This window comes from Leptothermofonsia sp. ETS-13 (assembly GCF_049200465.1).
In the GTDB taxonomy this organism is placed as follows: domain Bacteria; phylum Cyanobacteriota; class Cyanobacteriia; order Leptolyngbyales; family Leptolyngbyaceae; genus Leptothermofonsia.
On sequence record NZ_CP120836.1, the window covers coordinates 1467526 to 1486749 of the forward strand.

The following is a 19224-nucleotide window of genomic DNA, read 5'->3' on the forward strand; positions in this document are numbered from 1 at the left end:
TACATTAGTACCAATCAACAAATGTTTTCCTGATCACTTTTCCGAAATTGGACGCATTCTATCCGCGATCGCCTGTTCTTAGCACTCAAGTCTCATCTCTGGTATCCAGCCCTGGATTTCTATGAAACTTCTGTCCTGGTTTTTAGCTGGTTCTTTGATCCTGGTTGCCCGCACCATTGCGTCGGCAATTCCCTCGAAGGAGGAGTTCCCCTGGATTGCTGAGGGCTTAAGGGGTATAGGTAGTGAATGGCAAGACGAATATGCCTTACAACCTGATATAGCCACCAGCAACCGGAATGGAAGTTCTCATCTAATAGGGGGGAGACTGCAAAGTAGCCGGTCCTGCCGTAGTTACAATCCATGCAGGTCCAGCATTTGGCTCTGGTAGTATCGTCAGCCCAGAAGGGTTAGTGATTACCAATAACCATGTGGTTAGACCCGCAAGGGGCGGGTGGATAGGAGTCAAAACAATTGCTGGTAAGCAGTATCAGGGGCGGGTGATTGCGACTGACCCCATGAACGATCTTGCTCTAGTCAAGCTTGAGACCCAGGAACGGCTGCCAGTAATCAGTATGGGGAGTGCTTCCGCTATTAGAACGGGGCAGGCTGTCTGTGCGATTGGGAGTCCCTTTGCCCGCCCTGGTGTGTTGACGCGGGGCAGGCTGACAACCGTTCGACGCAATGGAGATTTGCAGTCTGCTCTGGTCTTGCAACCTGGAAATTCTGGCGGCCCGTTGTTAAATCAGCGGGGTGAAATGATTGGGGTGAATAAGGCAATCTGGCAGTCGCGATCAGGCGTCAACAGTGGGATTAGCTTTGCCACCAATATTGAGGTTGCGAAAAACTTTATTCAACGGAATGCTTCCGGTGGAGGGAACTTATATGGCTCACAACCCATGCCGCGTCAACCAGAACCATTTCGTCCTTCCTACGGCGAGCCTTACCCGGTTCCAGCTTTCCCAATGGATCGACCGCCGATGATGGAACGGCCTTCAAGGGTACCTTACGATTTCCACCCCGTTCCAACGGAGCCATTTGAGTTTGGCATGCGCCCTCCTCAAGCTCCACCAAATTCATCCTCTGGCTCTCGTCTGGGTGTCATGATTGATAAGGTGACGCTGGAAATTCAGAACGTTGAAAGTGGATCGCTGGCTGAAACGGCAGGCATCAAAGCGGGCGATCGCCTGGTTGCTTTAGACGGTATGCAAATTGAGGGGTTCAATCAACTGCAAGAGGTTCTGAATCGGCGTCCCAATTCGGTTGTGATTACGGTAAACCGGGATGATCAGTTGCGGAATATTCGAGTGAACTTTTAGGTTATTCGGGGCTTGATTTCAGACAACACAACTTGATGGTAACTACGATTAAGTAAGGAGGCATTCTTTTCATTCTTTTTAGTTCTTAAAAATGGATAGCGATCGCATCCATGACCAATTCCAATCCTGATCCAACCCGTGAAGCTGAAGATGTTCAGGCTGAGAACGAGCGATCGCTCAATGCATTGTCGCGGGCCATTCAGTTTTCCCAGGGGGAATTTTCCCTGATTCTGGTTCGTTGCAACTACAGCAGTTTGCGCGATCGCCTGATCCAGTGTTTGCAGGAAATTTGCCCGGTCCCGATTCAGACATTTACCCTACCAGAATCGGCAAAGACACTTTTTACAACCATTCAGAAGGAATTAGAAGGTGAGGCGGCGGGAGGTGGGAGTCAGGAGTCAGGAGGTCATTCAGAACTCAAAACTCAAAATTCAAAACTCTCTCCCCCCATTCCCCCATCTCCCCATCTACCCCCTGCCCTCCTCGTCCTCGGCTTAGAATCCGTCACCAATCTGGATTCAGTTCTTATTTCTGCTAACCAGGTACGGGGTGAGTTTCCCAAGCATTTGAAACGTCCGCTGGTGTTATGGGTAAATGATTGGGTGCTGCAAAAGCTCAACCGTCTGGCACCGGATTTCAAAAGTTGGGCAGGTAACTCGGTGATTGATTTTGAGATGGCGATCGCCGATCTCATCGATTCCCTGCGTGACCACACCAACCGCCTGTTCGCGGACATTCTCAATTCTGGGGATGAGCAGTTTCCTCCCAACTGGGCCGCCGCTCCTCCCACCAACTCCCTCCGCCGTACCGAACTTGAATTTGCCCTTAACCGAATTATTCGCAGCGGTCACACCCTCGACGCTTCCCTTCGCGCCAGCATTGACTTTCTTCTAGGGCAGGAAGCTCATTCCCAGACTGAACTGGAAACCGCTCGCCAATGCTACGAACGTAGCCTGGAGTTCTGGCAAAGCAAGATGGGGAATGAATTTATAGAAACAGGCTTACCAGATGGATCTGAGATAGAGCAGGAACAGTCAGATAATTCTAGCCAGGAGCCAGGAGCCAGGAGGCGGGAGGCAGAGTTCAAAACTCAAAACTCAGACCTCAAAACTCAAAACTCCCCCCCCCTCTATCCTTCTATTCCCTGTACCCTCCATCCCGCTCCCTATACTGAACGGGCTGCTTGCGTTTTGGTCTACCTGGGTTTGCTGTGGCGATCAAATGCGGTATTGCAACGGGCCATTTACCAAGTTGCTTGCCGCAATGCCCGTAACTATTTTCAGCAGAGCCGCGAGCTGTTTGAGCACATCAATCGGCAAGATCTGGTTGCCAAGTTCATTACTGCCGAAGCGGAGGTGTTGCAAAAGCTGGGGCTGTGGGATGAACTGGAGGGATTGGCTAAAAAGGCACTCGTGCTGCATAAGCTTTACAAAGATCTGGTACGACAGGCACGGGACCACGGCTTTCTGGCAGAGGTGGCGATCGCCCGCTCCCACTGGGCAGAGGCGAAACATCATCTGGAAGCAGCAAGGCGTTTACTAGAAACAGCGGAGCAGATCCTGGCCAAACATGATCAACCCCATCCCCACCTAGAAACCAGCCTGGAAATTGCGAATCGTTACCATTCCAGTTGGTATCTGCTGTTGCTAGCTAAGACAGAAGCCTATCTGGGGCAGCGGGCAGCGGCGATCGCTCATCTGGAAGAAGCGAGAGATCATACGTTTCCCAAAAACGACCCCCTCCTCTACATCCAGATTCTGGAAACCCTGCGGCACTTTTACTACGACGACAGACGTTATCTGGAAGCCTTCCGCACTAAGCAGTTACAGCGATCGCTGGAGCAACAGTATGGATTCCGTGCCTTTGTCGGGGCCCTGCGGCTGGAAGCCCAACAGCCCCTCGCCCTCCCCCATTCGATTGACACCGAAACGCTTCTGGCTCAGGAGATTGCTGCCTCTGGTCGCCAGCAGGATGTGAATCGCCTCATCGCTCGCTTGGGCCGGAATGACTATAAGCTGACTGTCATTCACGGCCCCTCCGGGGTTGGCAAAAGTTCCATCGTCAGCGCCGGTCTGGTTCCCGCATTGAAGGAACGGGTAATTGGCGATCGCATCGCTCTCCCTATCCTGCTCAACGTTTACACCGATTGGCAAACTGCCCTGGTAAAGAAACTGGAAACGATTGGAGGTACTGCCCCTACCCATCCAACCATCCACTCATCCACCCTCTCGTCCCTCACCGAAACCCTCCAATCCCTTACTAACCAGTTTCCCCCCCTCCTGCCTGTCCTCATCTTCGACCAGTTTGAGGAATTCTTCTTCGTCTACGAAACGATCCCACACCGTCGCCCCTTCTACAACTTCCTCAGCGATTGCCTTAACCTGCCCTACGTCAAGGTCATCCTTTGCCTGCGCGAAGATTATCTCCATTACTTGCTGGAGTTTCAGCGCCTCGCCAACCTCGACATCATCAATAACGACATCCTCAGCAAAGACATTCGCTATCCTCTGGGTGACTTTACACCTGAAGATGCGCGATCAGTAATTAAAAGCCTGAGCGATCGCGCCCAGTTCTATATGGAGGGTGAACTGGTTGATGCATTGGTTCATGATCTGGCAACGGAAACGGGTGAGGTACGTCCGATTGAACTCCAGGTCGTGGGTGCCCAGCTCCAGGCAGAGGGTATTAACACCCTGGCGGAATATCGGCAGAAGGGGCCAAAGGAAAAGCTAGTGCAGCGCTCCCTGGAAGCCGTCGTCCATGATTGCGGACCAGAAAACGAAGACGTTGCCCGCATCGTGCTGTTTCTGCTCACCAACGAAAACGGCACCCGTCCCCTCAAAACCAAAGAAGACCTGGAAGCTGACCTGGTTGACCTGGGCATGACCCACGACATTGCCAAACTCGACCTGGTTCTGGAAGTCCTCGTCGGCTCCGGGCTTGCCTTCGAAATTCCAGAAATGCCCGCCAACCTTTACCAGTTGGTTCACGACTACCTGGTCAGCTTCATCCGCAACCAGTACAAGACGGGACTCGTCGAAGAACTGGAACGTGAACGAGAACAACGCAAGTTGATAGAGGAAAAGCTCAGCACTGAACTGCAACAGCGATTGACCGCAGAAGAAAAACAGCGGAAGAGCGAAGAAGAATTAAATGCTGCGCTCAGACAGAGATTACAAGAAGCCCGAAAAACTCTGCTCATCCTGGTGCTACTGGGAGCATTACTGGCTATTGCCGCAATTTCAGCCCTTAGTTTTGGTTAGCAGGCTAATGGGTAAGTAGGTAGTCATCATTAATTGGTAAAGAGGGAGTGGGGGCTGCGCCCCCAGGCAAGGGGTTTCACCCCCTCCACCCCCGAAATTATCCTTAATTTAATTGCGCCAATTTAATTGCGCCTAGCTACTTAGAAGACAATGAAAACAATTTCTATTTCCTGATGCTAAACCCTACTGAGCAGGCTCAAACACAAACGGCTTTGCTGCCACAAATCGGCTAGACACCTCGCCCGAAAACACAATCTGCTGATTGTTGCCCAAGTCAAGTGTCCTCACACCAGACTTTGCAGAGAAATCGACTTTTTTGAGATCGACCCAAAAGACATTGGGGGAAATTGCAGACTCGAAGTAGTAAAGCTTGTCTTTTTGGTCAGCGACAACACGCCAACGAGTAGTCGAAAGGTTAGGCTGATCCGATAGACTGACGCCGTAGGGAACTGAGGCATTTCGGATGACGCTGAATACAGAGGCGGCGGCTATGCGAGGGTTATCGGTTTGGGGGATGGCGTTGATATAGAAGCTGGCACGGGCAAAGCGATCAGTGGCGCGACTGGTACCTGGCAAAAAGGTCAAACCATCCACCTGCTGCCAGTATTGGGCGATCGCCAGCTGATCTTCGAACACGGGCTCATTAGTCATTACCTGGTAGCGGCGATCGTGGTGAATCCGCAATTTTCCATCCACCCATTCCATGATAGCGCTATCACCTGTAGCATCTGATAGCGATAAGTGAATGGTTGCCAGTCGCCCTGTCTGGCCTGGCACCTCTCCTGTTGCCACATGAAACGGATTAGCACGGATATGGGCGACAGCCTCAGCAACGGTTGCAAAATTGTCCAGAAAATATTGCGGCCAGATTGACAACGACATTCGTGGGGTTTTGCCATCGTCTTTAGGATATTTTGAATTGACTAACCATTGAGCATTCACCACCAACCCTGGCTCGTTCATGCCATCAACAGTCGAGACGTTGTAGCCGCTAACAACCAGGCTGCCATATTTAGAAGTTCAGGTCAGTGAGTTAGGCCCAGCCGCACCATGACGCTTCATACCCCGTGGAAAAATCCACAAATTGCTCAAGATTTCCAGTTTCCAATCCATTGTGCGGCCAGTAAGAACTCGACCCGCTGGCCCCTGGTAGAGCACTCGTGTACAGGCTAAGATGGGTAGGCTTAAGGACCATGTCGCACATACCAGCAGAATGGATAATGCATGACGAACCATTTTCTGAATCGTTTCCATATCAACCGAATCTTGCAAGACTTTGTTCAATGGACTTTCTTGGATTTAAATGGACTTTCTTGGAGAGGAAAGACCCCCACTTAAATGAGAGCGAAGGTTAATCGTGATTGAGTTTCCATTAAATTCTTTCTTCAGAAAGTTAGGCACACTCTACCTTAAAAATTTACCCTTATATAAAGGCATTAACATTTTCTTTCAATTGCGTTCCCCAATGAGAAGGGAGATAAACTAGCGCTGTGGGGTTTCTACATTCATTCACAGGGCGAAGACTTTCAGAAACGCATGAACGCTGCCCTTTGACTCTATGCCAATGCTCACAGAGAATCTTATAGCCCTTTTCAAGGATGTGAGGTATAGTGAGGGTGCTCTGTACCCTCACTGTACCTCACACTCCCGTACCTCATTCAAATGAAAACCCCTATCAGAGGGGATAATCAGGTTGCCAGCGATCGCCAGGGATGCCGCTTGAAGCGATCAGTTCCCGCCCGTTTTGCCAGTGCGTCTGCCGTTTTCTGAGAGTCCCGTATCACTTCTGTTTCAGAAACAGTGACCATCTCTGCATCCTCCAACACATCCCGCTCAGGATTCATCGTTACAACAGTGGCATGGGTTAACAGTTTTTCTATAGAGGAAATTGCAGCTATTTTGCACCGTCAGATCTTAAGTCTTAAGCGAGTCTTAAGCGACTTTCCTCCAAATTGATGGGCTATAGAGTACTGTTTTATACCATTTGTCCAAAGTAATTTTTTTCTGCATTCAGAGGATGGAAGAGGTGATGGTGGATGAGATGAAAGGAGGGGCACAGCATTGCCGTGCCCCAGGATTGGTATGCGTGGTCCCAAACTGAAACGTTAGATTCCGGGTGGAAGAATCACCTTATCAATGACGTGAATCACCCCATTGGTTGCCTTAATGTCGGGAGTCGTGACTTTAGCATCGTTTACCATGACGCTGCTGCCACTAACACTGACTTCGACGGGGGCGCCTTCAACTGTCTGCACCTGTCCGGTTTTCAGGTCAGTGGATTCAACTTTACCCGAAACCACATGGTAAGACAGGATTTTCTTGAGGACTTCCTTGTTTTCGGGTTTCAGCAACTTCTCTACGGTTCCTTCAGGCAGGGCTGCAAATGCTGCGTCAGTCGGTGCAAAGACTGTGTATGGGCCTTTACCAGAAAGTTGTTGGGTAAGACCAGCGGCTTTCAGGGCAGCGGTCAGGGTTTTAAAAGAACTGTTGGAAGAAGCTACATCGACAATTGTGCCACTTGCAGCCGCCTGAGGCTTGCTTTGCGGTTCTTGAGTTGTTGGAGTAGGAGCAGCAGGCTCAGTAGTCATTGGCGCAGGAGCCGTGGGTTCAGTAGTTGTAGAAGCAGGAGCCGTTGGGGTTTCTTTAGAGGATGACTGGGGCTTTTGGTTCATTCGATTTACAGCTTCGCCAATGCCTGCCAGTGCCGGAAGGCTGAACAGAGCAGTAGTCAAGGCGATCGCTATCAAACCTGCAACTTTGCTGACTGAGTGCTTTACCGTTTGAATTTTCATTGGTGCAAACTCCGTACAGACCATAAAGTTCTGTTTAAGAATATTGCGGCACCTTAAAGTCTCTATGAACCCAGAAGCGTATTTTATCGCCCTTAAGTCCCAACCCAGAATGCTCCTTAAGATAGATTTCTTGTGCAGGTAGGGTTTAGACTACCAGCCCCTACGGAGAAGCATTATTTAGGCATGAATACTGAAACGATTGCCCGCTCAAAGGAACAGCAAAGTCATGCAAGGTTTGGCTTTGCAAACTTGTTATCACAAGAGCATAGGATGTATTCCAGATAACATGTACTATTTTCCTTGCTCCAGTCATTGATGAACCATGGACAACTAGAATCTTTTATAACTGTCGCCAGGTTGCTTAGAATATTGGCTTTAAGGGGGGTGTGGGGGCTTCGCCCCCAGCCAGGGGTGGAAACCCTGCACCCTGTCCTAAGCCCGATGGCTACAGCTATATTGTCTGAAAGTCTGTCTGATAGGCATAGCCCCTCAGCCTTAAGATGGAATCAAGCCTGCAAACAACAGCAATGAATTGTGTACAGCAGCACTCAGGAGTCAGGAGTTCAGAAGCCAGGAGTCAGAAGTCAGGGGTGGGGGGTAGGCAGGTATCGGGAGCTACTCAGAACTCAAAACTCACCTGCTCATCCACCCATCTACTCATCCACCCTTTTGCCTGTCGCCTTCTTCAAAACTCACTGTTAATCAACACTGTGTGGTCAGACCAAAGTCATTTCTTGGGGCTGGAGCGATCGCCCTGATGTTCGGATTTCTCACCTAGCTACAACTCAAAAATCTTTTAGAGAATACCGATAGTAAGTAGTTAGTTGCTAGTTGTTAGTTGATCAACAGTAAGTAAAAGCTTCGGATTTAAGCTGAACTTGATAGTAGCCAACAGCCTTTAATCATCTTCAGTTTTTAATGTTGAGCGACTTACAGCTGGTTTCAAGAGTGTAAACCACTTTTTAGCCCCCGGCCTCTTAAGGGATGTGGCTAACTCAACAAAAAGCCTATAACAATTGGCTCTTGGCCGCTAATCACTAACAACTAATAGCTAATAACTATAGAAAAGGAGCTATCGGCATGCCCGTAAAAACGAATGGAGGACCTCCCCTCAAAACGCCGAAACCCCGGCAACTTGGGGGCGGATTGTTAATTTTAATCACGTTGCTCCTATTATTGAACTTCGTGATTCCCAGTTTCGGCCCACGCCCTCCCCAGATTCCCTACAGCGACTTTATTGCTCAGGTGGAAGCTGGCAAAGTCGATCAGGCACTGGTGGGCAATAATCAGATTCAATTTATTCTCAAACCCGATCCTAATGCCCCTACGAATGAAGCCCAGCGCCCCCGCGTATACACTACCACTCCTGTCGCAGTTGATCTCGATTTACCCAAGATTCTACGGGAGAATGGAGTCGAGTTCGGTGCCCCACCCCCCAACAACAATGGCTGGATTTCGACCCTGCTTGGTTGGGTGGTACCACCGCTCATCTTCTTTGGCATTTGGGGTTGGCTGCTAAATCGTCAAGGCGGTGGCCCTCAGGCACTCACAGTGGGTAAGAGCAAAGCCCGCATCTATTCCGAAGGCAGCACTGGGGTGAAGTTTACGGATGTGGCTGGAGTGGATGAGGCCAAGGTTGAGCTACAGGAAATTGTAGACTTCCTTAAAAATGCCAGCAAGTACACTCGCCTGGGTGCCAAGATTCCCAAAGGTGTGCTATTGATTGGTCCTCCCGGTACGGGTAAGACACTACTGGCAAAGGCGATTGCCGGGGAAGCCGGAGTTCCATTCTTTAGCATTTCTGGCTCAGAGTTTATTGAGCTATTTGTGGGGGTAGGCGCTTCCCGTGTTCGTGACCTGTTTGAGCAGGCCAAGCAGCAGGCTCCCTGTATTGTGTTTATCGATGAATTGGATGCCCTTGGTAAGTCACGAGCTCAGGGTGGCATGTTTGGTGGTAATGACGAGCGGGAACAAACCCTCAATCAGTTGCTGACTGAAATGGATGGGTTTGACGCCAACACCGGAGTCATTATCATTGCCGCCACTAACCGTCCCGAAATCCTTGACCCTGCTTTGCGCCGTCCAGGTCGATTTGACCGTCAGGTGCTGGTGGATCGGCCCGACAAAATTGGGCGAGAAGCCATTCTTAAAGTGCATGCCCGCAACGTCAAACTGGCAGAGGATGTAGATTTAGGTACGATCGCCATTCGTACTCCTGGCTTTGCTGGGGCTGACCTGGCCAACCTGGTGAACGAAGCCGCACTCCTGGCTGCCCGTAATAACCGTCAGGCCGTTACGATGGCAGACTTCAATGAAGCGATCGAGCGGGTCGTTGCCGGGTTGGAGAAGAAATCCCGTGTTCTCAATGAGCAGGAGAAGAAACGGGTAGCTTATCACGAGGTCGGTCATGCGATCGTGGGTGCCCTGATGCCGGGTGCAGGCAAGGTTGAAAAGATCTCTATTGTGCCGCGGGGTGTCGGTGCCCTCGGCTACACCCTGCAACTGCCTGAAGAAGATCGGTTTCTGATGGCAGAAGACGAAATTCGGGGTCGAATTGCAACCCTGCTGGGTGGGCGATCAGCAGAGGAATTGATCTTCAACAACATTGTTTCCACCGGGGCCAGTGATGATATTCAAAAAGCGACTGACCTGGCAGAACGGATGGTAACGCTCTATGGCATGAGCGACTACCTCGGTCCGGTGGCATTCGAGAAGCCACAGGCCCAGTTTCTGGAAGGCTACAGCTCTCCCCGTCGCTCTGTCAGTCCTAAAGTAACTGAGGAAATTGATAATGAAGTCAAGGAAACTGTCGAACGGGCACACCACATTGCTCTGGCAATCCTGGATAAGAACCGAGACTTACTGGAGGAAATTGCTCAGGAACTGCTTGGCAAAGAAGTTCTGGAAGGGGGGAGGTTCTGCGCGATCGCCTGAATCGAGCCGTAGCTCCCCCAGAGATGGATACCTGGCTGATGACGGGTAATTTACCAGAAGATACAGCGCTGATGCAGACAACCCTGGCTTAATCGTTCTAAGTCAATGGGGATAGGGGGATGGAGGGATAGAGGGATAGGGGATTTCCCTACTCCCTCTATCCCTCTATCCCTCACCCCTTCACCCCTGTCCCCTGCTGTCTACTAAACCCTCATGCGTTGGATTCTATACAGCCTAGTGCTTGGCATCAGCTTTTCCTCTCCCTATTCAGCGGTTGCAATCAACCACTCCCTACAGCGGCTGAATCCACTGCTCCAAAGCCAATAAAGTCCCCAGTGACTCAATCTGTGCTCTGGACGAGCAAATTCTCCAGTAACTGGGAATCTCAGTGGGGAGTAAAGGAAAAAGGCTCCTGGGGATTGCAAAATATCACCGTCATCCCCGACCCACAGAGGAGATTCTCAAAGATTTTGAGAGTCCGCTATCCAGCAGGTTCCGCCAGCCCTACTGTGGCTCGTAGAAAGGGGGTACCTCTAGGAGGAGCACAGTTCTACGCCGATCTGGGAATTCCGCCGCAAACGGCTTTGCGTTTGAGTTATTACGTCCGCTTCTCCAAAAACTTTGAGTTTGTCAAAGGGGGCAAACTACCTGGTTTATTTGGTGGAAAGGGCAATAGCGGCGGAGACACACCCGATGGCAAGGATGGCTTTTCTACCCGCTTCATGTGGCGGCGAAATGGTGATGGCGAGGTATATGCCTATCTACCAACCAGCAGAAGGTATGGAACATCAATTAGTAGGGGGAACTGGCAGTTCCAGCCTGGAGTCTGGCATCACCTGGAACAGGAGGTGGTTTTAAACCAACCCAATCAGCGGAATGGGCGGATTCGGGTTTGGTTTGATGGCAAGCCTGTTTTAGATAAGGATGGGCTTACTTTTCGTCGGGTTAGTGATTTAAGGCTGGATGGGCTCTTTTTCTCTACTTTCTTTGGCGGTAGTGATTCCTCCTGGGCAACTCCTAAAGATGTTTATGTGGATTTTGCAGATTTTTCCGTTTCTGCAATCCATCAAGACGAGGAAGCGGGCAGGGTAAAGCCACGGGTCTGAGTATTGGTGGCATCTCGCAGTACAATTCCACCAGATTTGGAATCATCTTCCAGGCGAACGTACTCGATCGCAATATCTCGTGTCCGGCTGAGAATCAAAGAATGACGATTGCCGCGTTCGAGCGAAAGGTGCTTGACCGAAGAGTCCTCTACGCCTTCTAACAGAAGGCCATCTACCAGAGGTTGGTCAATTGCTATTGCATGGGAGGCTGTTTGCCTTAGAGAAAAGCTGCTGAGTTCTACATCATGAAGGAACAATTCAGGTTGCTTTTCGGCTCCAGCCTGATCCACGACCAGGTGAACCGAGGTAGCTTGTTCCGGTTTGACCGTTAGCACGGCTTCTCCCATTGATGGATCGAGGTGAGAACGCAGGATGGTTCTGGCAACGCCCTGTCCTTTCAAGATGAGATTGCTACGTTCGATTTTTACTGGATGGAAAAAGTCAATTTCACCAATCGGAAGCTGAATCTAAACAGGACGGTCGGAGGGAAGACGGTCAATCAATGCTTGCAAGGCTTTAGCATCATCCCGGTTGTCATTCGGAATGATGCCGCGATCGCCCGCTTCAACGACCTGCACCTTTGGCTGCTGAGCTACTTTCTGGTTCAGCCACAGCCCTACCAGATCCCACATGGGGTTTAGCACTCCAGCCAACCAGCAGAGGAATATGCCAAAGGCAAAGAGCTGACAGAGTAGCAATAAGCGCGACGTTCCTAACTTGAGAGCTCGTTTACTTCCAGTTCCCTCCGCCGAGATACTCTGGTTCCCCCGGTTAGTCCAGCTTTGGCGGGCCAGGTTCATCTGAGTCCAGATCTTGACTAAAGAAGAACTCCACTGAGTTAGTAGCAGAATTGGCAGGTGAACTAACTTCAGGTAAGAGTCCCGCCACCAGAAAACAATCCACAGCATCACCGTGCGGCTGAACACAATCCAGCACAGGATTAGCCCTGCGACTTTCCAGTTTCCCTGAACCAACGCAACTACTAGAAAACCGGGTGTCAGGAGTGAAGTCCAAATGCTGATTCGCTGATCGATCAGGCTGTACCAGGTAAACCAGCCCAGTATACGCGGGCCGATCGCGATCGCTCGCCCATTATTCCGTAGCATATTGCCATACCAGCGGCGCATGTTCTGGTAAGCGCGGTCAATCACTCCACCAGAGAGGGTTTCAATGGAATAGACGAGGGCATCGGGAATGTAAAGCATGTCAAAGCCTCGCCGTAACAGCCAGAACCAGGTACTCTTGTCATCCCCCGATAGGAACTGAAACCGTCCCCAGAGCCAGTCATTCAGGGTATCACTTTCCAGTTGCCCGGCAAAGGAAGGATCGAGAGCAGTTTCAGCTCGAAACAGGGAGAACCGTCCCGTTAAGCACATGACCTTGTGGGATAAGGATTCAGAGCACATCTGGTAGTGCCGTTGGGCAAAGCGGAGATGAAACCATTCCGAGAACCAGTAAGACCCTTTAACCAGTGGCAGTTCATCGGTCGTCAGGGCACCCATCTCAGGAAACAAACGGAAAAAAGGCAGACATTGCCGCAGTGTGCCAGGAGCTAGCTCAGAATCACCATCCATCAGGGCAATCACCGTGTCGGGTGGCAAATTCAGGGTTGCAAGCTTGCGTAAAGCATCGGCCATTGCCTTCCGTTTGCCATCCTTCTGCGTCATTTGAATCAAATGGATGTACCGGGCGTAGTCTAGATCGTCTACCTCTAACACTGCCCGGATGGCTGCATTTTCTTCATCGCCGCTGCTGTTGACAAGTAGAGTAATTGGCTGAACCAGGGTTCTGGCTTCCTGGGCGATCGCTCGAAACACCCGTTCCGTAATCCAGGGTTGCTCTTTATAGGTCGGCACTAAAAAGCACATGTGAGGCAGAGCTTCAACCGGGATGCGGTTTGCTGCCCGCCGCCAACGAGGAAAAACCCAATGCAGATAAATGCGTGAGCGAATTACCCGCACAATAAACCAGCTCCATCGAAAAATACCAATCACTCCCAGCCCAATCAAGCCAACAATATCGATCCGGGAAAAATTCCCCGGATGACCGATGAAGTGCATCCCTGCTAAACCCGTAACAGCAAAGATTAGAAGGGTAATTGCGTCAAGCTGGGAGCTTAGAGGCTTCTGAGGTTTGTCAGCCGTTGCCATAGATGTTTAATGGGTGAAGTAGATTGGGGTTGCTTGCTAAAAAGCCCCCAATGGTTAAATGAACATTGCAACACAGGTTTTTGCAGCGGATGTCAGGCTATGAAGCAAAAGGTGAAAGAAAAAGCCTGGTTTCTACCCCTGGCGCACCTATCACCTACCACCTGCTACAGGCGTCACAGCAGCTTCATGTTGAAGGTCACACGGGCAGTTTGCCCAACACCGCAAAGCTTGAGGGCTTCTTCCTGTTGCGTTGTCGGCGGAATGCGCACAACGACTCGCGCGATCGGTTGTCCAGCCAGTTGGGATGGAACCGTGGGCAACAGCGATCGGGCCGAGTCTTTTGCTAATTCAGCCCGACTCATAGCTTCTACTAGCTCCACCTTGCCAACCAGCGTGCCAGACTCACCGACCATTTGCACCCGAACTGGTTTTTCAGCGTCAATTCGGTTTGCCTGCTCTGCATTAACCAGTGTCTCAACCCAGAGATCATTACAATCCAATAGCGTCAGCAGCACATCAGGGCGGTCAATCTGCTCCCCGGCATCGTGCTCTGTCGTATAAACGACGCCCGCAAAGGGAGCGGTTACTTCAATGTCGCGGCGATCGCTCAAGTTGGCCTTCGCTTGCTGAAGCTGCTTGCGATTGGTTACCAGTTCCGTCTCCAGTGTTTTGATCACACTTTCCTGTGCTTCAATTGAGCGCCCTAAACTGAGGCGTTGCTCTTGCAAACTGGAACTTTTATTCAGTGGAACTCCTCCTGACAGAGCATAGAGCGATGTTTGGGTTGAGTTCAGCGCTGCCTTTGCCTGGGAGACAACCGCCTGAGCCGCCAACCATTCCGCCTGTAGCTGTTCAACCAACTGGCGCGAAACGGCTCCATCGGCTGCCAGTTTGCGATAGCGCTCGTACTCTAAACGGGCAGCTTTCTCGGCGGCGATCGCCGCATCCACCCCTGCCCGATTCTTTGAAACATCATCACTGGCAATCTTTGTGTTGACTGTTTGCAACGTCTGGTCTTGACCATTAAGACTCTGCAATTGCTGATTCAATAGCGCTAAGAACTCACGCGCTGCCGTAAGTTGGGCTGTTTTAGCAGCCACTTCTCCCTAAAGTTGCAACAATGACTGCTCCTGTTGTGAACCCGGTGCCAGGCGAACCAGAACCTGCCCAGTGCGGACTGCCACCCCAGGACGAGCAAAAAAGTCTTTAATTTCACCATTAATGGGTGCCTGCAGGCGAACCTGCCGACCATTCACCAACCCATTGTCAACTGTTAAATGCGTGAGACGATAGGTAATCGACGCGATTCCAACCGCCGCTGCCACCAACCCCATCCCCAGAAAAGTACCTGCAACTAGCAACCGCCACCGAAAAGATGGCTTTTTGTCATCTTCAGCAAACTTGTAAAAGATCTCAGGAGAGACCACCGGATTCCTTTCCGAAGGAACCCGCTTTGAAGGCGTGTCTAACATGGATTAAAGCTTCAACAGCAGAACAATGACATCAAAATCCAAGACAACACCCGGCAAGTAGTGTTTAACGCATTTAACTGTCCTGGCTACCAATCCACTGCACCTGATCCCAGTAAAGTGATTTGCAACTTTTCTAGAATCTCTGAAGGTGTTACCGTTCAGCAGGTTCACTCAAACCATACCAATCCTTGAGTAGATAATTCACCCCAGCAATAAAAGGGAGATACCCTCTGGCACTTTGGAACCTCAAACCTTCGAACCCCTAAACTTCGAGCGAACCAGTCTAAAGAAATTGAAGTTGGAAATTCATTCTTATTCTTATCTTGTCTCGCGTTGAAATGAACTCACTAACCTTGTCGTAACCGTAATCGAGAAAGTTTTAGCAATGCGTGTGGAAACCGTAAAAATCCGGACATCTTTAACAAAGTTTTCATGAAGAATCTTTGGGAGTCTTGAATTAAAATGAACAAAATGTATCAAAAGTAACTCTGTAGCTGGTTCTGTTTAAGTGGTTTCCACAGTTCAGGCAACCAATTTCTCCAGTTCACAGATATTTCCCGCTTAAAAGTTGAAACTAAGTCTTCTATTAATGCTAGAATCATAAACTGTGGCTTTTGCGTCTAAATTGGAAACAGGGAAAGGCTAATAATGACACAACGAACTCTGGGCGGAACTCGCCGCAAGCGTAAGCGGACTTCTGGTTTTCGTGCCCGGATGCGAACCAAAAATGGTCGGCGAGTATTGAAGGCCCGTCGTAGTAAGGGACGTGCCCGTTTGGCGGTGGCTTAATGAGGGCAATAGCTTAGTTCAGGCGGTTGTCTGAAGTATAAATGTAGGGCGCGGGAGTACCAGCGTCTTTAATGCCTGGTTGTTTCAGTCGAAGGTGATTTGTGGCGCTGCCTAAAGCAAACCGCCTCAGACAACGGGAAGACTTCAATCGTGTCTACCAAAAGGGCGATCGCAGAAGAAGTCGTCACTTAACTCTCGTTGCATTGAAGCAACCTGTTTGCGATCACCCGCCCTTTGAAGGAGCATCGGCAACACAGAAACCATTTGGCTTGAATCATCTACCTCCAACACGGATCGGAGTTTCCATCAGTCAGAAGGTGAGCAAACGAGCGGTCGTTCGTAACCGAATTAAGCGACAGATTCAGGCGGCACTGTACCAACTCTTACCAGCCTTTCCATCCGGTTGGAGTCTGGTGATCGTCGTACATCCATCAGCCGTGCAGTGCGATTATATTCAATTTCTGCGAGAATTAGAGCAATTGTTGATGGACGCCGAGGTGCTCAATGGGCATTCGTGAAGAAGTTTATTACGAGGGGGGTCCCCATATTGGTGACCTCATTATTAATGTATTGCTGGGATTTACGGTCATTTGTCTGCCCCTGACAGTTGGGGCGATTGTGCGGGCATTGTGGCTGCGCTACCGGATTACCAACCGCCGGATTTCAGTCACAGGTGGCTGGATGGGGCGCGATCGCTCCGATATTATCTACTCCGAAATTGCGAAGGTTGTCACAGTCCCTCGTGGAATTGGCAGTTGGGGAGACATGGTAATAACCCTAAAAGACGGTAGCCGCCTGGAATTGCGAGCTGTACCCAAGTTTCGGGACATCTACAACTACATCATCGACAAAATTTCTCCCAAGGCCAGGGCCGCCAGTGGTGCATTGGGTAGCTCAAATAGCTAGGCAATTGTGAGTGGTGTAATAACCCTACTTGCCGACTGCTCGATACTTGCGTGTATGCTGGTCATATTTTGGATAGACTTAAATACGGACAGTTCAGAGTACAAGGGGCGACGTTCATCGAATGGACTTTGGAATTGGTTTTCTCTCCAACAATGTAATGCTGCCAATCCTGGATTTCTTTTACGGGATTGTGCCCAGCTATGGACTCGCGATCGTGGCTCTGACGCTAGTGATTCGATTCGCCCTTTATCCTTTAAGTGCCGGGTCGATTCGCAATATGCGCCGCATGAAAGTCGTCCAGCCGATCATGCAAAAGCGGCAGCAGGAAATTAAAGAGCGCTATAAAAACGATCCCCAGAAGCAACAGGAGGAGATGGCAAAGGTTATGCAGGAGCTGGGAAACCCCCTGGCTGGGTGTCTCCCTCTCTTGCTACAAATGCCTATTCTGTTCGCCTTGTTTGCCACCCTACGGGGCTCGCCGTTTTCAGACGTATCTTACACCATTAACTTTCAGATTTTGCCACGGGAGCAGATCGAAGAAATTCGGCCTCAGGCGTTTTCAACCTCTCCTCAAAACATCTACTTCTCTGATAATGTCCATGCCCCTGTTGTGGCGGTAGTTCCCGGTGGCACCAAATTAGTAGTGGGCGAAAAGACTCGCATTGAGTTTCAGACCACAGAAGGTAGGCCCCTGGGAGAGTTGTTGAAGGATTATCCCGAAACTGCCGATAAGTTGGTTCCTCGCGTGGAAGTTACAAATGGCGCTGAGCGGATCAAGATCAACGAGGATGGCACGATTGAAGCCCTCCAGCCTGGAGATGTTGCCATTAAAGGGGTAATTCCCGGTCTGGCTGCCGATAAAGGATTTTTGTTTATTGATGCCCTGGGACGAGTAGGGGCGATCGACCCGGATGGAACAGTCCACTGGGACATCGTCGGGATGATCATTTTCTTTGGAGTGAGTATTTACATCAACCAGCTTCTTTCAGGCCAGGGGCCTAGCTCCAACCCAAATCAAGACACGGTCAACAAAATCACTCCCATCATCTTCTCTGGAATGTTTCTGTTCTTCCCGCTTCCGGCTGGGGTTCTGATGTATATGGTGATTGCCAATATCTTCCAGACCCTCCAAACCTTCATTCTGTCACGGGAACCCTTGCCAGAAGAGATTCAAAAACTGGTGGAAGCCGAGGAGAAAGCGATCAACAAAGGGAAGGATGCGCTCCCATTTGAGCCAAATCGCCCCAAGAAAGAGCCAGAAACTAAGCCAGAAGCGAAAGCCGAGCCAAAGGCAACTAAGACTGATAAGCCTGTTGCTAAACCTCCTGCTCCCAAGTCACCGACTCCAAAACCGAAGGAAAATAAGGGAGGCAAGGGTACTCCATCCTCTGGGCCGGGACGTCCTAAGAAGAAAACCTGAGGTCCACCATGGATACGAGCTTAGTAGAGCGTGGACAACAATGGCTTGAGAACTTGCTCCATCTGGCAGGGTTGCCATCGTCGGTGAGCGTTGAACCTAATCCGCCTTTCGCAGAGGATAGTTGCTGGATCACGATTGACGAATCGGGTTTAACTCCTGAACAAATCGAATGCCTCACAGGTGTAGATGGTCATGTGTTAGATTCTATCCAGTACTTAATGAATGCCATTCTGAATCTGGGGCAGGATCCAGAGAAGCAGGGAGCGTTTACCGTTGAACTGGATGGTTACCGTTTACACCGCTACTCAGAGTTGAAGCAAATGGCGGAGCAGGCAGCAGAACAGGTTCGTCAAACCGGCGAAGAATTTGAGCTAAAGTCTCTGTCCTCAGCAGAGCGGCGACAGGTGCATACGATGCTGAAAGGGTACGAAGATCTGGAAACCTATAGTCGAGGTCATGAGCCCGATCGCCGCCTGGTTGTTCGTCTCTTAAAAAACGAGTCCTGAGCTAAGCTAGAACTGTTTGCTCCTGGTTGTTTAGGGAGTACACAAGCATATGGAACCAATTCATATTCCACGACTGACGAAGGCCCTTCATCAGACTGAGGTTATTGAATTTGATGAAGCAGTCCCAGGGCTAGAGTCTCTCACTCCTGTAAAGGGACAGATGAAAGTTTCCCATAAGGGAAATTATCTGGAGGTTTCGGCAAAGGCAGAAACGATTATCACCCTGAGTTGTGATCGCTGTTTGAAGCAGTATAACTACCGGCTGGCGATCGCACCAACGGAATTGATTTGGCTGGATGAGGCCGCTAAACAGGATGATCTGGATCTCCTGGACCGGGATATTTCACCTGAAGATTTAGTTGAAACATTACCCCCACGGGGATATTTTGATCCAACCACATGGCTATACGAGCAGTTATCCCTGGAAATTCCCCAACAGCAGATTTGTGACCAGAGCTGCGCAGGTATTCAACTACCTAACAAGCCTGAGAAGCCAGTTGTTGATCAACGCTGGGCATCGCTAGAGGCTCTAAGGGAACAATTTTCCAGTAACTAGTACCCAGCGGCATA

18 protein-coding genes are annotated in these 19224 nt (G+C 50.2%); 10 read left to right on the forward strand and 8 right to left on the reverse strand.

What is annotated here, in order from left to right; all coding sequences use genetic code 11:
* Nucleotides 1-356 precede the first annotated feature (356 nt).
* A complete protein-coding gene (locus tag P4D80_RS06540; RefSeq protein WP_421659495.1) occupies nucleotides 357-1316 on the forward strand; it encodes a S1C family serine protease in 960 nt (319 codons plus the stop codon).
* Nucleotides 1317-1426: 110 nt separating this feature from the next.
* The gene (locus P4D80_RS06545; protein WP_421658162.1) at nucleotides 1427-4579 is read left to right on the forward strand and encodes a hypothetical protein; all 3153 of its coding nucleotides are present in this window, start codon (nucleotides 1427-1429) and stop codon (nucleotides 4577-4579) included.
* A gap of 183 nt (nucleotides 4580-4762) precedes the next feature.
* On the opposite strand, the gene P4D80_RS06550 is transcribed toward P4D80_RS06545, so the two are convergent.
* From P4D80_RS06550 to P4D80_RS06565, 4 genes are all read right to left on the reverse strand, one after another.
* A complete protein-coding gene (locus P4D80_RS06550; protein ID WP_421659496.1) occupies nucleotides 4763-5581 on the reverse strand; it encodes a linear amide C-N hydrolase in 819 nt (272 codons plus the stop codon).
* An 18-nt stretch (nucleotides 5582-5599) separates the two neighbouring features.
* Complete coding sequence (locus P4D80_RS06555) at nucleotides 5600-5863, reverse strand: linear amide C-N hydrolase (protein ID WP_421658163.1); 264 nt, start codon at nucleotides 5861-5863, stop codon at nucleotides 5600-5602.
* A 404-nt stretch (nucleotides 5864-6267) separates the two neighbouring features.
* On the reverse strand, nucleotides 6268-6423 hold the full coding sequence (locus P4D80_RS06560; RefSeq protein WP_421658164.1) for a hypothetical protein: 156 nt from the start codon (nucleotides 6421-6423) through the stop codon (nucleotides 6268-6270).
* A 261-nt stretch (nucleotides 6424-6684) separates the two neighbouring features.
* Nucleotides 6685-7371: a fasciclin domain-containing protein gene (locus P4D80_RS06565; RefSeq protein ID WP_421658165.1), complete on the reverse strand. Its 687-nt coding sequence runs from the start codon at nucleotides 7369-7371 to the stop codon at nucleotides 6685-6687.
* 1080 nt (nucleotides 7372-8451) lie between these two features.
* Here P4D80_RS06565 and ftsH point away from each other — a divergent pair.
* The gene (gene ftsH / locus P4D80_RS06570) at nucleotides 8452-10305 is read left to right on the forward strand and encodes an ATP-dependent zinc metalloprotease FtsH (protein ID WP_421658166.1); all 1854 of its coding nucleotides are present in this window, start codon (nucleotides 8452-8454) and stop codon (nucleotides 10303-10305) included.
* A 335-nt stretch (nucleotides 10306-10640) separates the two neighbouring features.
* The gene (locus P4D80_RS06575) at nucleotides 10641-11411 is read left to right on the forward strand and encodes a polysaccharide lyase (RefSeq protein WP_421658168.1); all 771 of its coding nucleotides are present in this window, start codon (nucleotides 10641-10643) and stop codon (nucleotides 11409-11411) included.
* On the opposite strand, the gene P4D80_RS06580 is transcribed toward P4D80_RS06575, so the two are convergent.
* The 4 genes from P4D80_RS06580 to P4D80_RS06595 form a co-directional block, all read right to left on the reverse strand.
* A complete protein-coding gene (locus P4D80_RS06580; protein WP_421658169.1) occupies nucleotides 11372-11812 on the reverse strand; it encodes a hypothetical protein in 441 nt (146 codons plus the stop codon). The genes P4D80_RS06575 and P4D80_RS06580 overlap by 40 nt on opposite strands.
* A gap of 66 nt (nucleotides 11813-11878) precedes the next feature.
* Nucleotides 11879-13561, reverse strand: a complete 1683-nt coding sequence (locus tag P4D80_RS06585) for a glycosyltransferase (protein ID WP_421658170.1) — start codon at nucleotides 13559-13561, stop codon at nucleotides 11879-11881.
* A 173-nt stretch (nucleotides 13562-13734) separates the two neighbouring features.
* Entirely contained in the window at nucleotides 13735-14661 is a 927-nt protein-coding gene (locus P4D80_RS06590; RefSeq protein ID WP_421658171.1) for an HlyD family secretion protein, read from the reverse strand.
* 6 nt (nucleotides 14662-14667) lie between these two features.
* On the reverse strand, nucleotides 14668-15033 hold the full coding sequence (locus tag P4D80_RS06595; protein WP_421658172.1) for a hypothetical protein: 366 nt from the start codon (nucleotides 15031-15033) through the stop codon (nucleotides 14668-14670).
* A 648-nt stretch (nucleotides 15034-15681) separates the two neighbouring features.
* On the opposite strand from P4D80_RS06595, the gene rpmH reads away from it, so the two are divergent.
* From rpmH to P4D80_RS06625, 6 genes are all read left to right on the forward strand, one after another.
* On the forward strand, nucleotides 15682-15822 hold the full coding sequence (gene rpmH / locus P4D80_RS06600; RefSeq protein WP_421658173.1) for a 50S ribosomal protein L34: 141 nt from the start codon (nucleotides 15682-15684) through the stop codon (nucleotides 15820-15822).
* Nucleotides 15823-15923: 101 nt separating this feature from the next.
* Entirely contained in the window at nucleotides 15924-16340 is a 417-nt protein-coding gene (rnpA, locus tag P4D80_RS06605; RefSeq protein ID WP_421658174.1) for a ribonuclease P protein component, read from the forward strand.
* Nucleotides 16327-16728 (forward strand): PH domain-containing protein, encoded by a 402-nt coding sequence (locus tag P4D80_RS06610; protein WP_421658175.1) that lies wholly within the window; start codon nucleotides 16327-16329, stop codon nucleotides 16726-16728. Before rnpA ends, P4D80_RS06610 begins: the two co-directional genes overlap by 14 nt.
* A 121-nt stretch (nucleotides 16729-16849) precedes the next feature.
* Entirely contained in the window at nucleotides 16850-18148 is a 1299-nt protein-coding gene (yidC, locus tag P4D80_RS06615; RefSeq protein ID WP_421658176.1) for a membrane protein insertase YidC, read from the forward strand.
* 8 nt (nucleotides 18149-18156) lie between these two features.
* A complete protein-coding gene (locus P4D80_RS06620; RefSeq protein ID WP_421658177.1) occupies nucleotides 18157-18654 on the forward strand; it encodes a protein jag in 498 nt (165 codons plus the stop codon).
* A gap of 49 nt (nucleotides 18655-18703) precedes the next feature.
* Entirely contained in the window at nucleotides 18704-19210 is a 507-nt protein-coding gene (locus tag P4D80_RS06625; protein ID WP_421658178.1) for a YceD family protein, read from the forward strand.
* Nucleotides 19211-19224 lie beyond the last annotated feature (14 nt).